The sequence below is a fragment of the Enterococcus sp. AZ191 genome, assembly GCF_051713845.1.
GTDB classification, from domain to species: Bacteria; Bacillota; Bacilli; order Lactobacillales; family Enterococcaceae; genus Enterococcus_B; species Enterococcus_B durans.
The window spans coordinates 23,335-42,847 of sequence record NZ_JBIOQS010000002.1; the positions used below are offsets into that span (position 1 = coordinate 23,335).

Here is a 19,513-nt window from a genome sequence, read left to right on the forward strand (position 1 = left end):
GTAAAACTCACAAAAATATTTTTTGTGAGTTTTTTATTTTTTTAGGAGGTGATGAGGGTGACGAAACTGGCTCATTACGCTTTTTATGGGTATTACTCATCGTATTTAAGAAAGTTTATATCAAATCATTTTAATCTTGTTTTTAAGACGCTAAAAAATCTTTTTGGTGTCTTTTTTTATTAACTTTTTAGGAGGGAATTACTCAGTGAAAAAAATAAATAATTGGTTGAAAAAATTTATTCAATCTAAGCCTATAATGATGGCACTCTTTTTAGTATGTAGTATTGTGGGGATTGGTTTTGGCAGTGGAAATGTTCAGGCAGCTGTGCCAGAGGCATTTACCATGAAGCCAGGAGAAACAGGGAATGTTTATTACGATACTAGTAATGTCTATATGATGTATGGAACACGTAATGGGCAAGCATGGAGTGATGCTACTGCGCCAATGGCAGTCAAACCAGATGATGGTGGTATTGATATCATGACGTTTTGTATTCAACCAGGTGTACCATTTATTTCTAGTGATAATCCTGGTTATCAGGCTGTAGCTGCAAATGATGTTCCTCGTGATGCTAAGATTGCTTCGATTATCTGGAATAATCCAGATTTAGGTATTAGTGGAGACACGAATGAAAATGATCGTATTGTTACCCAGTCGGTTATTTGGGAATTGTTACCTTATGGGATACATGTCAATGATATTCCTCGTATCCCTAATTATGCACAACGAAAAGCATTGTTATATAAAAAAATCGAGGAGTATAATCAACGTCCAGAGTTTAATGGGAAAACGATTGACTTAACTTATGGTGAATCTAAAACATTAACTTCTTCGGTCAATTTAAATTCATTTGAAACACAAGTTTCAAATACTGCGAAAGTAAATTGGACAATTGCTCCAGATGGAAAATCTGTGACTGTCACACCGACTGATCCTAATATTCAAAATGGTACAATTGCTTATAAAAGATCATTTATGGAAGGAACGCCAATCGCATTAGAAAAACAAGGATCACAGCGCGTATTTATTCCATCAACAGATGATCCAGCTTCGTATTCAGTAAAATTCAATATCAAGACATTTGGCGAATTTCAAATCAAAAAAATCGACAAAGAAACAGGGAATCCAGTACCAGGTACAACATTCAAATTAGAATATAGTAATCTTCCAGCAGGTTCAACTGCACCAACTCAAACAGAAGTAACTACTGACGAAAATGGAGTATCACCAAAAATTAAAGTGTTAAATGGTGTTCATGTTAAAGCAACTGAGACTGCTGTACCTGCTCCTTATGTATTAGGATCAGTTATTGGTGATTCTGATGTAGTAGAAGGTGATATTGTCGCAGGTCAAACAATCACATTGACACAACGCAATAAACAAGCAAAAGGGCAAATCATTATCGAAAAATCAGGTGTCGAATCTGGTAAAGATATGTGGAATGGTAACTATTCTCTAGCAGGAAATGTGTTTGAAATTCATGAAAATGACACAAGCGGAAGAGTTGTCGCAACAGTTACAACGGATGTTAATGGACATGCAGAAACAAATAAAGAATTGCCTTTAGGCACTTATGTAGTGACTGAAAAAACAGCTTCTAACGGTTTTGCGAACACATTCAAACCAGTAACAGTAAAAATCGAATATGCGAACCAAACAACTGCGGTTATTATAAAAAATACTGAAGGTACAAACCAAGAAGTGACAGGATCAACTGTATTAACAAAAATTGACGCTGAAACAGGTTCAGAAACACAAGGACAAGCAACATTTAATGGTGCGCAATACGGATTATTCCACGAAGACGGAACTCCAGTGAAATGGTCAGAAGCGTTTAAACCAGAATATATGGAAGGAAACAAATTAGAAGGTGATAATATCGCCTTTGAAATGACTGACAAGCTTCAAAAAGCAAGTGTTAAACACTTAGCATTAGGAAAATATTACTGGAAAGAAACAAAAGCGCCTGAAGGGTATCAACTTGATAATACAAAACGCGAATTTGAAATCACATATAAAGATCAAGACACACAAGTGATTGCGACAGAATCTGTTTCTAAAGAAAATGTCGTGAAATTTACGTTAGATGGCTTTAAGTATGTTGAATCTAAATCAGGTAGCACAAAATCTGGTTATAACGGCATTGAGTTCAAATTAACACCAATCAATGACACAAAAGGTGAAACAATCAGCACCAAAACAGTGACAAATAAAGACGGTTACGATGGTTACTTTGCATTTGAAAATATTCCTTATGGTGACTATGAATTAACAGAAGTAAAAGCGCCAGAAGGATATAAAATCATCAAACCATTAACAATTACTTCTGATTTTGACGCAGAAAAACGTGAATATACGTTTACTGTGACGGAAAAAGGTCAAAAAGAACCTTTAAAAGTCTTAACTGTTTCAGAAGATACAATCAATAACGGTTTAAATGTGATTCAATTGAGCAAATTATTTATCACAAATAACTTGGTTAAAGTACCAACAATCCGTACTTTAGCGACTGTCAATGGTGAAAAAACATTCACGCCAGCAAAAGATACACCAATGCACGATGACATTTTCTTGGATAACTTGATTAAAGATGACAAATACAATCTAAAAATCAAACTTTGGAGAATCCAAAACGGAAACTACGAAAAAGCACAAGTTGTATTTGAAACAGATAAAGATTTTGTCGCTCAAGCAGAAAATGAAAAAGAAGTGATCGATACATTGGTAGATACGTCAAAAGACGATGAAAACACAAGCTATGTGTGGACAGAAGAGCTTTACGACGAAACTGGCAAAAAAGTGGCAGAACACAATGATTTAACTAATAAAGATCAAACAGTGAAACCAGTTGTTTCAAACAAAACAAACACACCAACAAGTACACCTACTCAACAAGTTGCTAAAGCAAGCATTCCACAAACTTCAGGTGAATTGAATGGTGCGATGGTATTTGGTGTATTTGCTGCAGTAATGGTAATTACAGTAGGTACTTTTGTTTACACAAAAAAACAACGTGTAAATAAATAAACCACTTAGGCTAAACGTCTGAAAAGGCGTTTAGCTTTTTCTATTTTGTAAAGTTTGTTTACAAAGGTGGGCAAATCAATATGACAAGAACAATAAATGAACGCAAAATTTACAGTTCTCAAACGAAAAATCTTCTTTTAAATGTGCTTCATTATTCATTGACTTCAAATGAACTATTACTTTACCACTTAAACACTTCTAATGCTCCTGTCAAAACAATAGAAGTTTATACGACAGAATTAGAGACGATGAGAATCAATTATCAGTTATTAGATGCAATTGATCTATCAAAAGTTTCTATTCCTTATCAAAAAAATATTCAAGGATATATGTATCACTATCAACGCTATTTAGTTTGTGTAGAAGAATACCTCAAACGAATTAAGCGAAGAAGTGATTATATCAAGGAAGTCTTAGAAGGGAAACATGAGTATCATTTCATTGATTTTACTCAATTTGTTTCTGAAAATCAGGAGTCGTTGGAACAAGCAAAGCAGGAATTTGTCAATAGTGAATATGGTATAGATTATATTCTGATTGAAGATGGAAGTGTGCTAAAAGCTCATTTTCTTGTGTTTTTAGAAGAATCCAGAGTATTGTTTCAGGATATTTTACAAGCAACAGAAGCTGGGACAATTTCTTCGCAGGTTGAGATCCAACAAGTATTTACAGAATACTTTACTAAAAATCAGTCGCTTAGAGAAAAGAGTGATGATTCATGAATAAATGGCGAAAATCTTTTTTGATTAGCTGGGTATTATTTGGTTTTTTTATTGTAGGATCGACTGCTTATGGCTATTTTCTTTTGCAAAAGTCAGACAATCGTAGTCAATTTTTGCGTTCGCCAATCCAGCAGGAAGAACAAGTAGAAAAAAAGCAAGAAAGTAAAAATGCGAAAGCTTCTTTTAATCCACTGTTAATTCAGCCTGTTCATGCGGAAGAATTTGCAGAAGCTCAGTTACACTATGAGGATCTTGTGAACCAATGGGGAATCGGTGCGGTGTATATTCCGAGTTCGTCTATTCAAACCAAAATTTTGGCTGGTATGAGCAACGAAAATTTAATGGTTGGTGTTGGAACTTATCGGGCAGAACAACGACTAGGAAAAGGAAATTATGTATTATTAGCTCATAACCTTGTGCAAGGTGGTGGTGCGTTAAAGAATCTTCGTCAGACTTCAGAAGGTTCTTTAATTTATGCGACTGATTTTGCCAATATTTATGAGTACCGAGTAACGAAGAATCAAGTAATGAATCAATCAGAAGGAGAAGTATTAGATGAGCCGAAAGCAGAAGAAACACCGCTTATTACTTTTATTCGCTGCGAAGGTGGATTAAATACGACTCAACGAGCAGTGGTTCAAGGAACGTTTGTTTCTTCTTATCCTGCAAGTGAAGCAAATAATGAGTTAAAAGAGAAATTAGGACTTGTTTCTGTTGTTCAAGATCAAAAACAAGTGGACAATACAATTGTGTCAAATTCGATGGATACAGTGTCGAATCATGACATTACTTCAGACGAGCATACGAACCAATCAGTAAAGAAAAGCAAAGAAATGAATACATTGAAGGAAGAAAAAGAAGTGTATTCTTCTTTTGAAAAATATTGTATTTGGTTAGTCAAAGAATGCAATGATATGTATGTGCTAATAACAGCTTCAGTCGTTTATCTGTTGGTGTTATTCAGTACTTTCCAGTGGAAAATCAGAGTAGAATGATTTTTTATTGAAAGATTTTATTCTTTTTTTACAAAATCTTCAAAAAAATTTTTTATCTTATAAAAAATAGACAGAAGGGAATTAGAAGTGTTGAAAAAGAGAAAATTTTCTATATTAACGTCAACGGTTGTATTATCTCAACTGTTAGTCACGACACCCTTACAAGTATTAGCAGACGAAAAACCATCAAATATAGCGACAGAACAATCAACGACAGTGAATGCTGACCATTCTATAACAGATAGTACAGATACAACTAAGGAAGAAACCACAACTGATTCTTCCATTGAACAACCTGAACAAAAACCAAGTGAATCAACAGATCAATCTACTGATTCTACGACAGATAGTTCACAGACAACAGAGTCAAAACCAGAAACAACTACTCCTGGTACGACAGACTCTAGTCAACCAGAAAATAATACGCAAGATACGACGAAGCCTTCAGAAACGAAGCCTGTGGAACAGCCAACCACAAAACCGAGTGAATCGGATAATCATGGAGCAACGCAACCACCGAAACCTGCGGAAGTCACTCCTTCACAACCAGTTGCGACACAGCCTTCAACAACTGAACAAAATGTGCAACTCAAAGTAGAAACAAAGGCACAAGCTCAACCAACTATGCAAGAAGAGTCAAAAGCTTATCATCAAGCACCAACTGAGCCCATTCAAGAATTAGTCCCTTCTAGCAAACAGGATAACGAAGGGAATATTCATTTTGAAAAAGACGAGTCTGTAGAAAGTTTTATTCGTAAAATTGGTGAATCTGCTCGTAAAATTGGACAAGAAAATGATTTGTATGCTTCAGTCATGATTGCTCAGGCGATTTTAGAATCAGCAAGTGGTCAAAGTCAATTAGCCCAAGCACCGAATTACAATTTATTTGGAATCAAAGGCACACATAATGGAAAAGGTGTCTCTTTTGCGACACAAGAAGATTTAGGGGACGGAACACTCTATGCTACCCAAGCCACTTTTAGACAGTATGAGAACTACGAAGAAAGTTTAAATGACTATGCTCAACTATTAAAAGAGGGCTTAACAGGAAATAGTCATTTTTACGATGGGGTTTGGAAAACGAATGCGAAAACCTATCAAGAAGCAACGAAATTTTTGACAGGACGTTATGCCACAGATACTAGTTACGATAAAAAATTGAATGGCTTAATCGAAACCTACGAATTAACGACTTATGATAAAGAAGTATCAGGACCACAATTAAGTAAAGAAGGATACATCGTACCATTAAAAAATTACACGAAATCTAGCTCATTTGGTAATCGTGGAGCAGAATTTCATCGAGGACTAGACTTGGCAGCACCACAAGGCGAGCCAATCTACGCTAGCAAAGCAGGAACAGTCGTTAAAGCCGAGTTTCATCCTTCTTGGGGGAATTATGTAGCTATTGAGCATGAAGACGGTACAACGGCTTTATACGCCCACCAACAAGAATACCAAGTCAAAGTTGGTGACAAAGTAAAACAAGGGCAGATTATTGGTTATGTTGGTTCTACTGGGAACAGCACAGGTAGTCATTTACACCTTGAACTTTGTTTAGATTATAGTTTAAACCAATCACAATTGGTTGATCCAGAAACAGTCTTATTCTAAGGAATAAGGCTATTTTTATATTGCCATGAAGAAAGGGATTCATATGCTATTTTATGCAGGTCTATTTGTGGATGCTGTGTTTGGAATAGGAATAAAGGCATTATTAGTTGCAGGAAAGCAAGAAGATCAATAATTTAAAAGAGAATAAAAAAATAGATTTATCTAATTTTAGGAGGAAGTTTTAATTTGAACAACCAAGAATCGAATTTATATCCTGTGAGGGATCTTGTATTAAAAGAAAAGGACTTAATTTTTACTGTCTATAGGAAAGATATTATCAAATCTCGTGTTTCAAGAAAAATGAGAAAAGGAAAGAGCGGTGTAATCGAATCTGAATATTGTTATTGTTTGCCAGAAAAAATAATCAAAAAAAAACGATTTTATCAAAACCAATTGCCAAATGCTCGATACATTAAGAAATTATGTATTTTAAATAATGAGAGAAGGATTGTTCAAGAAATTCCTATATTGAGGGTTCTTCAGTCAAGGAGTGGGGCATTAAATTTTGGGATTGATCGAAGCAAATTTACTGAAGAAGTAAATAAATATATTAGAAAGGAAGAGTGTAATGAATAAAGAACAAAGAACTAAATTTATTGGTGGCAGTGTCATAGGTATTGCAATGGTTAGTTTGTGTTCAGTAGCTTTATTGAAAGGTTGTTCTGCTGAACAAGATACAAAAGAGCCAACCAGTTCTAGTATTGTAAAGAAATCAGAAAAGAAAACAACTAGAAATAAAGAAACGAAGAAAAATAAGGGAAAAGAAACTACTAAATCTGAAAATAGTACCGAAGAATCAGTTTCTAATCTATATGATAGGGCAGGAATTAGTTATTCTACTGAAAGTAGTTCTCCTAATTTAACACGTCAAGAATTACAAGAAATCTCTCATGTTTCACAAGTTTTATCTAACAAGAAAGAGGAAGCTAAAAAACAAGAAGAAGCAAGAGAAAACTTATTAAATTCTACCGGTATGAATTGGGTAAACAGTCTTTCTAAAAAGGATGATACAAAGCCAATAATCAATAAAGTAGAGAATGATAAGCAGTCAAATGATAAAATTGAATCCAATAAACCAATAGAAGAACCAATTGTGAAGCCAGATAATCCACAACCAGAACCTAACCCTACACCTGTACCACCAGTGGAAGTAGTTGATTATCAAGCATTACAACAGGTTCTTTTTTATGCTGAAAATATTGATGGTTCAGCTTATCTATCTGCTAGCTATCAAGCTTTACAAACAGAAATCAGTATTGGACAACAAATGCTAAATGCTCAAAATTCTAGTCAAAGCGAAGTAAATGCTCAAACTATGCGTATTCAACAAGCGATTGATTCATTAGTTCCTAAAGGAAATAAAGCTTCATTAGCTGAAGCAATTGAAAAAGCACAGTCGATTAATTTAGAACTATATACTACTGCTTCAGTCGAAGTCTTTAATCGAGTATATGCGCAAGCATTAGCTGTATATAATGAACCAGAACTGACACAACAAGATGTAGATACCCAAGTCTCTGAATTAAATCATGCGATGGATCAATTAGTAAAACGTGGAGATAAAACGGAGTTACAGTCATTGTTAGAAAGGGCGAAACAAGTCGATCGACCAATTTATACTGTTGAATCTCTTCAAGCGTTAGATGAAGCAATTGGTGAGAGTGAAGCTGTCTTGAACAATAAAGATGCTACTCAAGAAGATGTCAATCAAGCATATAACAATCTCAAGAGTACATTTGATTCATTGAAGAAAATTGATGAACCAGATTTAAGCTTAGTCTATTTAAATCGTTTGATTGAAGAATGTGATTCTCTGAAGTCTGAAGACTATACGAGTGACTCTTTTATGTCATTTGAAATTATCCTAAATCAATCAAAAGAATTGGCTAAAAAAGAAGGTGTCACGCAAGAAGAAGTACAAAAACAAATCGAGGATTTAAACCAAGCAAAACAAAATTTAGTGAAAAAGGCAGATAAAACAGCTTTGAAATCAATGATTGATACAGTTTCGGCACTTCAAGAAGAAAAATATACACCGGAATCATGGGCTGAGTTACAAGAAACTTTAAAAACTGCTAATAGTGTGTTTAGCAATGAAAATGCTACACAAGAACAAGTAAATGAAGCCCTAAAAGCACTTGAAGGTGCTAAGAATGCACTAATTGAAAAAGAGGTGTGAGAATGTATACGGACTGGAAGTGGCAGTATCAATTTTTTGTGATGAGAAAATGGCTACTTGCCTTGCTTAAACTAAGTTTAGTGGCTAGTTATTTTTATTGCTGTTATTTGGGTTGGCAACAACTGAAAGAACTTCCGATGATTAGTTTCCAACTATCAAATGTAAACGGCATTACATTGCAAGAAATTGTGGAGACAATGTTATACCTACTTGTAGCAATTCTATAGTGTATTGCTTTTTTTCTTGGTATTTCGGAAAAACAGAGGAAGTGACTATTTTCATTTATAAAGTTAAATGGTCACCATATCCTTTAAAAATTACTACAGGCTTTCAAAGTCCAACTGTAGAATCAGAAGTCATGAGAGTGACTGTTAAAGGAGCAGAAGAAAATGAATGGAATAAGTAATTGTTTTTCTCTTTTCTTTTTAGTTTTTCTATTGCTGACTATACTTGTAGAGAGACGTTTTATTTTTAAGACAAGTTTGAAATGTCAAACGGTTTATTTTTTCTTTTCTATATCATTTATTCTAGCGAATCTGGTGAATTTTTTTGAGGTTTCACTACTTGCTAGAATCACTTATATCTTTTTTAGTTTTTCTGTTTTAGGTATTTATTTGCCTGCTGTAAGGCAAATGAAATTAAAAATCAGTAGAATAGTGAATCGACTATTCAAAGTAAAGCATAGATCTTAGGATTTATGCTTTTTTTGTTACGGAGAATAATATGAAGAACTATTGGGTGAGAGCACCACCAGAAAGGATTTTTTATGAACGAAAAAGAATTAGCGATAAAAACAGCGTTTATAGAGATTATTGATCGAATCTTTGAAAATGCTGAAGCATATAAATATTTTTTGATTTCAGTTCTATTAAAGGAATTAAAATCAAGAAATGGTCGTTATCATTCTTTTGAACGAACAATAGAGATCAATAATTTAACTAGAAAACCAATTGAACAATGTTTAACAGGTTTATATTGCTTAGCTTGTCACATTGAAGAAATTAATAATGAACTGTTTGACGACTCCAAAGGAGTTTATCCAATTTATCAAGAATTAATGGAAGCTGCTATATCAAGTAGCTTTTTTTCATTAGATGAATTGATCGAATTAGCAGGAACAGGATGTATTAATGATATCGTTGAAAATTGTGGAGAATTTTCAACATGGAATATTGAACAGTCTGAAATTCCACTATATGTAGTAGTAAAAAATAGTTATTCAATCAAAGGGAAACTTTATCGATCAGGGTATCAATGGAACTCTTCTCAAAAAGCGTGGATAAAAAGTTTTTCTACTCAAGAAGAAGCTGAAAATGAAAAAATAGCTTTATGGGAATTAGATAGTGAAATTGTCGTATCCATACAAACACGATTAGAAATGCTCTTTGATTTTGATTATTACGTTGTTGTTAAACCTCAACTGGAATTAAATCAGACATTTCAAGTACATGGCTATCGCTATGAAGAATATGGGGTCAAAAAACACTATGTTAAACGAGTTCCTACAAAATATTTCTTTCATGAGCGAGATTTCTTGTTACGCTTAGAAGTTCCATTCAAATTAATAACCCCTAAAATAATACATGAAACGAATCAGGAGAGATAAAATGGCAAAAAAAACAAAATCAGAACAAAACATGTTAAAAAAACGTGTACAACAAATTATGACACTAAAAAATGTTGATTACGACACGTGGTTGAACCAACAACATGAGCTTTATCTCAATGAAAATATGGAATGTATTGATGAGATTATCGATAAAGAAATTAAAAGAAGACAAAATAATCAAGGAGGAACATCATATGGTAAATAAAATAAACGAGCGAGTGAAACGTTTGATAGCTTCTCTTCAAATGTTTTTAGGTTTAGCATGGGTAGATTTTTCTCAAGCTTATCCTGTGTTTGCTGATGTACAAGGAACGTTAAAAGAAGTTGAAACAGGGTTAGGCGGTGAGTTCAAAAATTATGCTAATATTGGTTTAGGGATTGTTCTGTTAATTTATGGGGCTTGCCGTTTTTTTGGAATGGAGATTGCCCAATGGGCAAAACGTCTTGCATTTGGTGCATTTGTAGGATCAGTTATCATTGTAAACTTCGATTGGATTCGAAATACAGTATGGGGCTGGATTGGAGGATAGATGATGGCTGTGGAAGTGGAGATTCTAACGACGAATATCTCTGTTTTTGAAAATCAACCGCCAATGACCTTATTTTCCTATGAAGAGTTTCTTGAAATCACTGAAGCAATGAAAGCTGGAGAATACATTAAGTTTCAGCTATTAATCGTGGAAGGAGAGCCGATTTATCAAGGAACCTATCATAAAAAGAAACATTTACAGACTTTTGAAGAAGATTTAAAAGAAAAGTTAGAATTATTAGTTAAAAATAAAAGCATTACAGAATTAAAAAAAGACGAGATTTGGCAAGCTATACATGATGAGCCAATTTCTGAAGCTGATAATTCTAATCTCAAAAGTAATTCAAGTTCAAAAGTAATCAAGAGAGAGTATCCTAAGATTTCTTTCCCTAAATTAAAGAAAGTAGAATTTCATTCAGAAAAAATGAGACCAATGCTGAAACGCATTGGTCTTATTTTTCTTTTCTTCTTTTTAGTTTTAGGTATAGGAATTGGAGTGAAAAAGACTTTGTTCAATGAGGATAAAAGTAATCAAACCATTGTATCTGGCGACCATTTTAATAAAGAGACAGAAATTACATTGGATAACTATTTAGAAATTGCGAAAAAAGTTCCTTCACGTCAAGAAGAGATTGCGGACTTTTTAGCTCAAAATCATGCTTTTAAAAAATTAGAAGAATATGAAGCAAAATATCCAACGGAAATAGGGTCATTTGAATTGGCGTTTAATCATCAAGAATGGGAGAAAGTAGTAAAAGCAGATGTTTCTCGTTTGACTGATGAACGAAAAATGATGTTAGCTATTGCATTTTTAGAACTGGGTAATAAAAAAGAAGCAGAGTTAATTAACAAACAGATTCAAAGTAAAACATTATCCAAAAAAATAGCAATTGCTTATTTACAAGACCAAGATATTAATGCTGCAAAAGAAATACAAAATCAGCTAAAGGATAAAAACCTAGAAGAACTGATTGACACAGCATCTATTTATAAAGAAATGGTTGACTATTATAAATCAGAAAAAGACACGACCAATCAAGAAATTTGGGAACGTAAATTTAAAAATTTAGGTATAGAGGAAAGTGAAAGCTCATGAAGCGAAAAAAAGAAGTGAGTAAATCACAGAAAAAAAATTATCAAAAAGGAAAACAAAATCCACTACGCTTTTTATCGAATAAAAAATTGCTGATTAGTGGATCGGTTATTGCATATTTTTGTTTACTGATTTTAGAAGTGTGGCTTGTAGAAAATTTCTTTGCGCTAACCAGTCAATCTTTATGGGATTTTGAGGTACTTTCACTTTGGAAGATAAGAATTATTCACTCCATTTTTTCTAACCTTTTACTGTATATGATTTTATCTGTCATTGATATTGCTGTATTAGCCAAAGTGAGCTATCAGCTATATACCTCGTTTCGCCCATTAGAAGAAGACCTTGTTCAAGGCACAATGCAATTTGAAACAGTAGAAAATATGGACAAACAATACGAGCTTGTACCTGTTCATATGAATACTGACAAGGATGACTTTTTTGATGGTAAACCTGGTTATCCTGTGGGAAGGAAACCGCAAACAGAAGAAGATAGACGATTGAATCGCTTTTATTATTATGTAGACACTAGTGATTCGGACTCTATTACATTGGCAGGGACACGACAAGGGAAAGGAATTTATTTTGTTGATCCTTTCATTGATATCTTAACAAGAGCTAGACTGATTGCTAATCGTGCTTCTTTTGTGATGACAGCTACTAAAGGAGACGAACCTCGAAAATGGTATAGAACGCTAAAAAGACGTGGTTATCGTATAAGAGTAGCAAATACGGTCAATCAGTTTTACTCTGATCCAATGCCAGTTTTAGGGGTCTTTAATCATTATTATAAGCATTATAAACGTTTAAGGGAAGAATCCATTCAAGAAAAAGAAAAAGGGCTTGAAGATCAGGCACTGAATCTTTCTATTCAAGCAGAAAAGCAATTGGCAAATGCAGAAAAAATGATTAGTCAAATTGCTCATATGTATTTTAAAGAAGTAAATGAGGGAAAAGATGGTGGTTTTTGGACGAAAGCTTGTCGTAATTTATTTAAATCAGTAGGTATGGCATTAGCAGATCAAGAATATGATCACGGTGAAACATTAAAAGTTAATCCTTACACGATTTATACAGTAGTAAATGAAATGCAAAAACGACGCATTAAGGAAAAAAGTCATGATTTTTTGAAAAAGTATGCGACTTCGGAAGAACATTTAGCGAAGCTTTTAGCTACCTATGATGGAAAAAGTGAACTAGATGTATTTTTTGGAGAATTACCTAGAGAACACCCCGCAGCTCGGTTTTATGACGCAATCATGGCTTCTGCTCCTGCTCATGTCACGTTAGGAAATATTATTACTCATTTTGACGGCGACTTAGAGCCTTTTATTATGTCTGCCAATGCGAAAATGACAGCTTTTGATGACGGATTTGATATGGAATTGATAGGATTTGACCGAGAACAGCCAACCGCAGTTTTCATTGTGATGAGTGACGCAGATTCTTCTAATAATGATTTAGGTGTGATGTATCTCGACCAAATTTATCAAGTATTACTCAATCGTTGTAATTTAGAAACTTCATCGCAATGTTATCGTGATGTTCACTTTATTTTAGAAGAAGGGGGAAACTTAGGTGTTCCGATTCGAGATTTATCAAGAAAATGGACGTCTGGATTAAGTCGACACTTGTTTTTACATTTGGTATTACAAGATTTACAACAATTATCCATGCTTTATAGTGAAGATACGAAAGATACGATTATTGGTAGTACAGGGATTCTGACCTATATTCGTACAGCTTCAGATAAAACCAATCAATATATTGCAGGACGTTTGGGTAAACGCTCGAATTACTCTAAAACAAGGCATAGAAGCCCGTTGTCTATTGAATCAACAGAAACAGAAAGTTCTGAAAGAATTGATTTGATGGCTTCTTTTGAATTAGAACGAACACAAATTGGGGAATCGATTATTTTGCGAGGAAATAAACATACTGATTTACAAGGAAATCCAATTTATCAGTATCCGATTTATAATACACGTCAGAATGATACCCATATGATTCCCTTTTATGAATTTCGGAAAATGGAAAAAGTTTCATGGGATGAAATACCTGTTAATAATGAATTTATGGCAGTGGAGTTAAAAGATTTAGCTTGGTCATTAGAACCTGAAGAAAATCAAGAATATAGGGTAGAGGAAGAAAAAAATATTCCCGATCTTCCGATTTACCAAAAACCAAAGAGAAGGGAGGAAACGCCAATGGCTATTCAATCAATTAAGGATTTAGGTACACAAGAACAAAAAGAATTAAACATGAAGGAAAAGAAGGCGAGATCATTAGAAAAAATTTATCATGAAGAGATTCGTAAACGGAGTATCTCTGAGGTTTTTTCAAAGGATCAGGTTCGGAAAATTCGTCAGCTAGTGAAAGGTTCTCTTTTTAATATTCCAGAAGCATTTAATGAATTTAATCAAATTGTGGCAGAAGGAACATTAGATTCCTTGTTTTCATTCTTAGTGTCCAATGGAGACGAAAAATTATTGAACTTGTGTATTCAACAATTTAAAGAGTGGAAAGGTGGTCATTTATGAGTAATGAACAGCTATTAGATATTCTAACCAAGTTTAATGATTACCTCCATATTAGTGGGCTGCTTAGAGATATTGGACGATCGATTTTAGATTGGATTGTCTCTATTTTACTTTGGATAGTGGATCATATCAGTGGAATTATGTATGAAACGATCAAATTTTTAGGTTTTTACAATACGGAATCTATGGGAGACAAAGGGTTATTTGGTACATTGGGGAACTTTCAAAAATTTGGTTTAGGAATCAGCATATTATTAATTGGTGCTGTTTTATTTTTTGGGAAAACTTCCGAAACAAGAGAAGTACCACTAAATTTTTTAATGATGTTGATTATTACTTTGATGTTACCAGGCATGATGAGAGATGGCATTAAGATTGTCAATTCTACAACAGATTCTTTAAAGGTAGAACAAGGAGAATTAGGATTTAAAACATTTAAAGACAGTCTGACCGATGTCTATGTTTTAGCAGATAATGGATGGACAACCACTACTCCAGATCCTCCCAATTATTTAAAAGATCGAGATAATTTTGATATTAACGAAAAAGTATTAGAAGCTCCAGATGGGGATAATGGAGCCCCCTTAAAAAATAAATTGATTGATAAAAAAGGGGGAGAAGGAAAAGAAGTGGTTGAACTAGAAGATGGTGGCGGTGGGATTTTCAAAAAGATTATGAAAAAACTTTTTGCAGAAACGTATTATCGATGGCGTGTCGATTGGGTAGCTACTATTGGTACGTTATTAGCATTAAGTTTTGCGATGATTATTTCCATTTTAAGAGCTTGTCGTGTCTCTATCGAAATGGCGTTTGATTATATTTGGGCAAATGTGATTGCCTTTTTTAGTATTCGAGATATCAAGAAATTAAAAATGGCATTGATGAGTCTCTTAGGAGGCTTTATTTTATTGCTATCTATTTTTACGATGTATTACGTGTTTATCAACTGGAATACGTATATTTTTCAACAACCAGATGTCTCTTATTTAACTAAGATTTTTGGATTAATTGCAGGTGCATGGTTTATTTATGATGGCCCAGCGATTATTCAGAAAACATTAGGAATTGATGCAGGGTTATCAACTGCTGGTGCATTTTTAATGACAGCAGGTGGTGCAAAAGCTATTAAAGGTTCAACTGATTTAGCGAAAGGAACAGTAGAAGGTGTAGCTAATAGCACTGTTCGTACCGCTGGATTACTCTCAGGTCTATTTTCTGATGGAAAGAAGAATAGCGAAGATAACGGTGTGAACTCTGAAATGGAAGAGGAAAAAAATCATAAAGAAGAAAATGAGCAAGATCCAGAAACGAATCACGAAAATGATGAAAAACCAGAAAACGAATCAAACGAAACTACTGAAACAGAGGAAAACGAAATGGATACTCACGACTCGGTAAATGAAGAATCTGAAGATAATGGTGATTCATCAGAAAATATGCCAGATGAAAATAACGAAAATGACAATGTATCAGAGGACGAGTCTTTAGGGAATATCCAAGATAAGGAGACTGATGAAGATACTTTAAATGAAGAAGAGCCTAAAAACACTACAAATGATTTTTCTGAGTCTCCAGATACTGAAGAGACGGTTGATGAACAAAAAAATAAAAATGAGTCAGATAAGAACAATGGATTTACTTCTTCAACTAATCAAGAAGATGACATTGAAAATGATAAAACTACTTCAAAAAACAACCAAAATAAAATAGAAAATTCTGATCCAAATAGGAATAGAGCGAATGATTCGTCTCATTCTAACCAATCAGACTCTTCAAATTTAACAAATAAAAATGAGTTTTCAGTTTCTGATTCACAAGATACAAATACGACATCTACAGAAACTCCTAATCCATTTAAGAAACGTATGAACCAAGTAATTTATCGTTCAAAATATGAAAATCATGGGAAAAGTTATATTGGTCAACAGGTGGATAGATACAATAGAAATAAGGAATTTGGACAAGATGTACGTGACTGGTTAAAAGAAAGGAAAAATCAAGAAAATGACAATCATAATGAGTAAGAGAGGATCGTATGATATTCTCTCTTTTTTTATTTGAGGTGAAAGAATTTGCGACATGACATTCAAGAAGAAATTTTTACAAAAGCAAAATTTGTAGGGAAAATTTTAGCTCAAGATGCCGTTTGTATGTTTATTATTTTTCAGTTAGCGACTGGTTTACAAGAAAGAACTTATCGACCACTAAGTACTTTCGCTTTTCTTTTTGTGAATTTGATGGGGATTTTTTGGATATTTCCTAGTTTTGGAAATAAGCAATTGAAAAATTACCATCGTTTATATTTTATCCTAACAAATAATCGAGAAACCTATCATTCGATTGACCGGATTGATTTCAATGTGGAAGAACGAATTGATATGGTCATGGGAACGGAAGAAGAAGCAGCAAAAGAAGATTCAATGATTGAAGGGGAGGACTATTTGTGATTGATGCCGATAAATTACTTGCAGAGCCAGTACATGAACCAGAAACTAAAAAGGAAAGAAAAGAAAAAAACAAAGTAAAAAAAATAAAGAATGAAAAAACGGTTTTGAAATTTTTGCCTTTTCGTAGAATGATTTCTGAAGATTGTATTGCACTGGATAAAGGAGTAACGAATTTTTATCGAATTGAGGACGCTTCTGCTCGAAGAGGGAGCTTAAAACAACAGCAAGAAGCCCTAGATAGCTTTTTGCAATTTTTACGATCTATTCATTCAGATATCAAATTTATATTTACGAGTTTTCCATTAGATATGTCTGAAAATATTGATTATGCGAAACGGCGATTCAAAATGCGTGCAGTTCCTAAATCTGTTCAAAATGAACAAAAAAAATCATTGGAAACCTTAGAATATTTAGATAACAATCGTCTGATTGATACGGTGTATCTTCAAGTTTTTGGCGAAGATGAGGAATCTTTAGAAGAAGTTGACCAGGAGATAAGAACTGCTCAGAGTCAAAATTTTCGAGTATTACCAATGACGCTGGCGCAGAAAATCAAGTTGCTTTTTCGAAGATATAATCCATTATCACCGTTGCCTTTAGGGATTCCCTATCAACAAACTGATAAAACAGGACGAGATCCTGCGATTCAAAAAATTGTCGATAAAAAAGGGTATGATCCCATTTTTATTGGACAAATTCAACCATTAGGAGGGATTCGTCCATGTTCTTCTAAGGATTTGCAAATTTCAGACGGCTATATACGCACGTTAAATTTAACTGTTTATCGACCTAAAAATAATCCTAATTTTTGGGGAGAAAGAGTTTTTTTAATGAAGAATGTCACAACTACTGTGGATATTCATACGATTGATATTTCTAATCCGATGGTAGAACAAAATTTAAATCGTAGCTTGGGAGAATATGAAGATCGTATAGAGAGTTCCAAAGATAAGATTTCTAGGAAGAAAGCAATCAAAGAATATCAAAAATTAAATGATACAGTCGAACATGTGCTTGATTCTACAGAATTGTTAAAAGAAATTCATGTTCGTTATATTCTTTGTGAATCTACTATTGAAGAATTAGACGCTAGAGAACAAGAAGTACACCGTAAATTGAAAAAATCGCAATTTCAAGCGTCTTGTTTTTTAGATGAACATGAACGCCAGTTTAAGGCTACTTTTGTTTCTCATAAACGAGGACATGAGTTTGTAAGGCGAAAGGGGAAAGAAATCAAAGGAACGGCTCTAGCTGCAAGCTATGCATTCAACTACGCCAATCATATTGATCCTGATGGATTATATACAGGTTATCCCTTGTATGGTTCAGGAATTGTCGCATTCAATCGATTCCATAAAGATAATCTTAGAAAATCATATTCTACGATGATTATTGGAAGTCAAGGTTTCGGGAAAACTACTGCTGACAAGAAGATGGCAAAACAAGCGATTGAAATGAATAACAATCATTTTGGTTTTTATATGTCTGATGAAACGAAACGATTAACAGAATATATGGGTGGAACATTTTTAGATGGAAGAAAGGCAGTGATGAATCCTTGTCAAATTTTTGCTTCAGAAGTAGATGCGCAAACGAAAAAGACGTTGGAAGAAGAATCCTTTAAAACAAATTTAGTGAAAATGCGTCTAGTTTTTGGAATGGCGTCGAATCTACCGAATAATAGTGTCACTATGAGTAAGGCAAAACGATATTTCAATGAGGGATATCTTGACTATATCGATAAGAACCGCTTGGATATTCAACGTATTACACAGTATGAACCTGAACAATATCCTATCTATGGTGATTTATTAACTTATATTAAAAAAAGATATAACGAAGAATCCGAACCGTTTGAAAAAAAAGAGCTTTATAAATTGATTGAAAGTATGGAATCGTTTATTTCTGACGCAGGAGATATTTTCAATCAAAAATCTGTTTTTGATTTTAAAGATAAACAGTTTGTTACGTTTGATATGGATAAATTAAATAAAAGTGATACTTCTACTTACAATGCACAATACTACAACTTATATACGGCAGCCTTCAGTGAATCTGTACGTGTTGGGCAGAGGGAAAAATATTTATTTGACCGAAAACAAAAAAGAGTCGATGAACTCGTTTATACCAATATTACTTCTGATGAATTTCATAATCCAATTCGTACAGGTAACTTAGAACTGATTAATCAATTAGATAAATATAGTCGAGAAGGGCGTAAATTGTTGATAGGACAGACTTATATCTTTCATGATATTTCAGACGCATTTCCTGATTACTCACCTGATACAGGGCGTATGGGCGCTATATCAACAGTTGTTTCTAAACTATTTAAATTATCGACTTACCGTTTTATTTTCAAACAAGATGAATCTTCACGTAACCTCTTAGAAAAGGTATTTGGTGCGCAGTTAAGTAAATATGATATTGATGATATTGTGAAATTTGAAGAAAGAGATGTTCTTTTAAATATTAAAGGTGCACAAAATATCAAATTTCAATTCGATTTAACAGATATTGAAAAGAAATTATTCGATGGAGGATTATAATATGGCAACTCCAAAAATAAAATTAAAATCAAAGAAGATAAAAAAAGGGGTAAAAAAAGCGATTGATCTTGGAAAGCTGATTACTTGGGGAAGACCCGTTGAAAAAATGGAAAGAACACGAAGCAAAAAACTTTTCTTCGTTGTTCTTTTCATTTTTTTATTACGTTTAATTTTTTCAGCTTTTGCTTAAAAAGTGTTAAAGGAGTGAAAG

General features: G+C 33.6%; 17 protein-coding genes. All 17 read left to right on the plus strand.

All coding sequences use genetic code 11. From position 1 onward, the window contains the following. The first annotated feature begins 205 nt into the window (after positions 1-205). The 17 genes from IGI47_RS13390 (at position 206) to IGI47_RS13470 (ending at position 19,492) form a co-directional block, all read left to right on the plus strand. The gene (locus IGI47_RS13390) at positions 206-3,028 is read left to right on the plus strand and encodes a SpaA isopeptide-forming pilin-related protein (RefSeq protein ID WP_438784490.1); all 2,823 of its coding nucleotides are present in this window, start codon (positions 206-208) and stop codon (positions 3,026-3,028) included. Positions 3,029-3,108: 80 nt separating this feature from the next. Beyond that, entirely contained in the window at positions 3,109-3,750 is a 642-nt protein-coding gene (locus tag IGI47_RS13395) for a hypothetical protein (RefSeq protein WP_438784491.1), read from the plus strand. Then, positions 3,747-4,745 carry a class A sortase gene (locus IGI47_RS13400; protein WP_438784492.1) on the plus strand — a complete coding sequence of 333 codons (999 nt, stop codon included), beginning with the start codon at positions 3,747-3,749 and terminating at the stop codon, positions 4,743-4,745. Before IGI47_RS13395 ends, IGI47_RS13400 begins: the two co-directional genes overlap by 4 nt. Positions 4,746-4,835: 90 nt before the next feature. Then, the gene (locus IGI47_RS13405; protein WP_438784509.1) at positions 4,836-6,359 is read left to right on the plus strand and encodes a peptidoglycan DD-metalloendopeptidase family protein; all 1,524 of its coding nucleotides are present in this window, start codon (positions 4,836-4,838) and stop codon (positions 6,357-6,359) included. A gap of 43 nt (positions 6,360-6,402) precedes the next feature. Next, on the plus strand, positions 6,403-6,492 hold the full coding sequence (locus tag IGI47_RS13410) for a DUF3789 domain-containing protein (protein WP_438784493.1): 90 nt from the start codon (positions 6,403-6,405) through the stop codon (positions 6,490-6,492). Positions 6,493-6,545: 53 nt separating this feature from the next. Continuing rightward, entirely contained in the window at positions 6,546-6,935 is a 390-nt protein-coding gene (locus IGI47_RS13415) for a hypothetical protein (RefSeq protein ID WP_438784494.1), read from the plus strand. Continuing rightward, positions 6,928-8,538, plus strand: a complete 1,611-nt coding sequence (locus tag IGI47_RS13420; protein ID WP_167592701.1) for an FIVAR domain-containing protein — start codon at positions 6,928-6,930, stop codon at positions 8,536-8,538. The genes IGI47_RS13415 and IGI47_RS13420 overlap by 8 nt, the downstream gene beginning before the upstream one ends. 2 nt (positions 8,539-8,540) lie before the next feature. Continuing rightward, positions 8,541-8,765, plus strand: coding sequence for a hypothetical protein (locus IGI47_RS13425; protein ID WP_438784495.1), 225 nt, complete (start codon positions 8,541-8,543; stop codon positions 8,763-8,765). 539 nt (positions 8,766-9,304) lie between these two features. After that, on the plus strand, positions 9,305-10,144 hold the full coding sequence (locus IGI47_RS13430) for a hypothetical protein (RefSeq protein ID WP_438784496.1): 840 nt from the start codon (positions 9,305-9,307) through the stop codon (positions 10,142-10,144). A 1-nt stretch (position 10,145) separates the two neighbouring features. Continuing rightward, positions 10,146-10,352: a hypothetical protein gene (locus IGI47_RS13435; protein WP_081123643.1), complete on the plus strand. Its 207-nt coding sequence runs from the start codon at positions 10,146-10,148 to the stop codon at positions 10,350-10,352. Then, complete coding sequence (locus IGI47_RS13440; RefSeq protein WP_167592698.1) at positions 10,342-10,677, plus strand: hypothetical protein; 336 nt, start codon at positions 10,342-10,344, stop codon at positions 10,675-10,677. The genes IGI47_RS13435 and IGI47_RS13440 overlap by 11 nt, the downstream gene beginning before the upstream one ends. A 3-nt stretch (positions 10,678-10,680) precedes the next feature. Next, positions 10,681-11,772 carry a hypothetical protein gene (locus IGI47_RS13445; protein ID WP_167592697.1) on the plus strand — a complete coding sequence of 364 codons (1,092 nt, stop codon included), beginning with the start codon at positions 10,681-10,683 and terminating at the stop codon, positions 11,770-11,772. Continuing rightward, positions 11,769-14,306, plus strand: a complete 2,538-nt coding sequence (locus IGI47_RS13450) for a type IV secretory system conjugative DNA transfer family protein (RefSeq protein WP_438784497.1) — start codon at positions 11,769-11,771, stop codon at positions 14,304-14,306. The genes IGI47_RS13445 and IGI47_RS13450 overlap by 4 nt, the downstream gene beginning before the upstream one ends. Then, positions 14,303-16,330: a pLS20_p028 family conjugation system transmembrane protein gene (locus tag IGI47_RS13455; protein WP_438784498.1), complete on the plus strand. Its 2,028-nt coding sequence runs from the start codon at positions 14,303-14,305 to the stop codon at positions 16,328-16,330. Before IGI47_RS13450 ends, IGI47_RS13455 begins: the two co-directional genes overlap by 4 nt. A gap of 48 nt (positions 16,331-16,378) precedes the next feature. Next, the gene (locus IGI47_RS13460; RefSeq protein WP_438784499.1) at positions 16,379-16,753 is read left to right on the plus strand and encodes a DUF5592 family protein; all 375 of its coding nucleotides are present in this window, start codon (positions 16,379-16,381) and stop codon (positions 16,751-16,753) included. After that, positions 16,750-19,302: a trse protein gene (locus IGI47_RS13465; protein ID WP_438784500.1), complete on the plus strand. Its 2,553-nt coding sequence runs from the start codon at positions 16,750-16,752 to the stop codon at positions 19,300-19,302. Before IGI47_RS13460 ends, IGI47_RS13465 begins: the two co-directional genes overlap by 4 nt. A gap of 1 nt (position 19,303) precedes the next feature. After that, the gene (locus IGI47_RS13470; RefSeq protein ID WP_086325187.1) at positions 19,304-19,492 is read left to right on the plus strand and encodes a hypothetical protein; all 189 of its coding nucleotides are present in this window, start codon (positions 19,304-19,306) and stop codon (positions 19,490-19,492) included. Positions 19,493-19,513 lie beyond the last annotated feature (21 nt).

Bases quoted from the DNA above. Each gene is read 5' to 3' on its own strand.
- IGI47_RS13470 (WP_086325187.1), top strand. From the start codon at position 19,304: ATGGCAACTCCAAAAATAAAATTAAAATCAAAGAAGATAAAAAAAGGG.
- IGI47_RS13395 (WP_438784491.1), top strand. From the start codon at position 3,109: ATGACAAGAACAATAAATGAACGCAAAATTTACAGTTCTCAAACGAAA.
- IGI47_RS13410 (WP_438784493.1), top strand. From the start codon at position 6,403: ATGCTATTTTATGCAGGTCTATTTGTGGATGCTGTGTTTGGAATAGGA.
- IGI47_RS13440 (WP_167592698.1), top strand. From the start codon at position 10,342: ATGGTAAATAAAATAAACGAGCGAGTGAAACGTTTGATAGCTTCTCTT.
- IGI47_RS13455 (WP_438784498.1), top strand. From the start codon at position 14,303: ATGAGTAATGAACAGCTATTAGATATTCTAACCAAGTTTAATGATTAC.
- IGI47_RS13435 (WP_081123643.1), top strand. From the start codon at position 10,146: ATGGCAAAAAAAACAAAATCAGAACAAAACATGTTAAAAAAACGTGTA.
- IGI47_RS13430 (WP_438784496.1), top strand. From the start codon at position 9,305: ATGAACGAAAAAGAATTAGCGATAAAAACAGCGTTTATAGAGATTATT.
- IGI47_RS13400 (WP_438784492.1), top strand. From the start codon at position 3,747: ATGAATAAATGGCGAAAATCTTTTTTGATTAGCTGGGTATTATTTGGT.
- IGI47_RS13450 (WP_438784497.1), top strand. From the start codon at position 11,769: ATGAAGCGAAAAAAAGAAGTGAGTAAATCACAGAAAAAAAATTATCAA.
- IGI47_RS13425 (WP_438784495.1), top strand. From the start codon at position 8,541: ATGTATACGGACTGGAAGTGGCAGTATCAATTTTTTGTGATGAGAAAA.
- IGI47_RS13420 (WP_167592701.1), top strand. From the start codon at position 6,928: ATGAATAAAGAACAAAGAACTAAATTTATTGGTGGCAGTGTCATAGGT.
- IGI47_RS13445 (WP_167592697.1), top strand. From the start codon at position 10,681: ATGGCTGTGGAAGTGGAGATTCTAACGACGAATATCTCTGTTTTTGAA.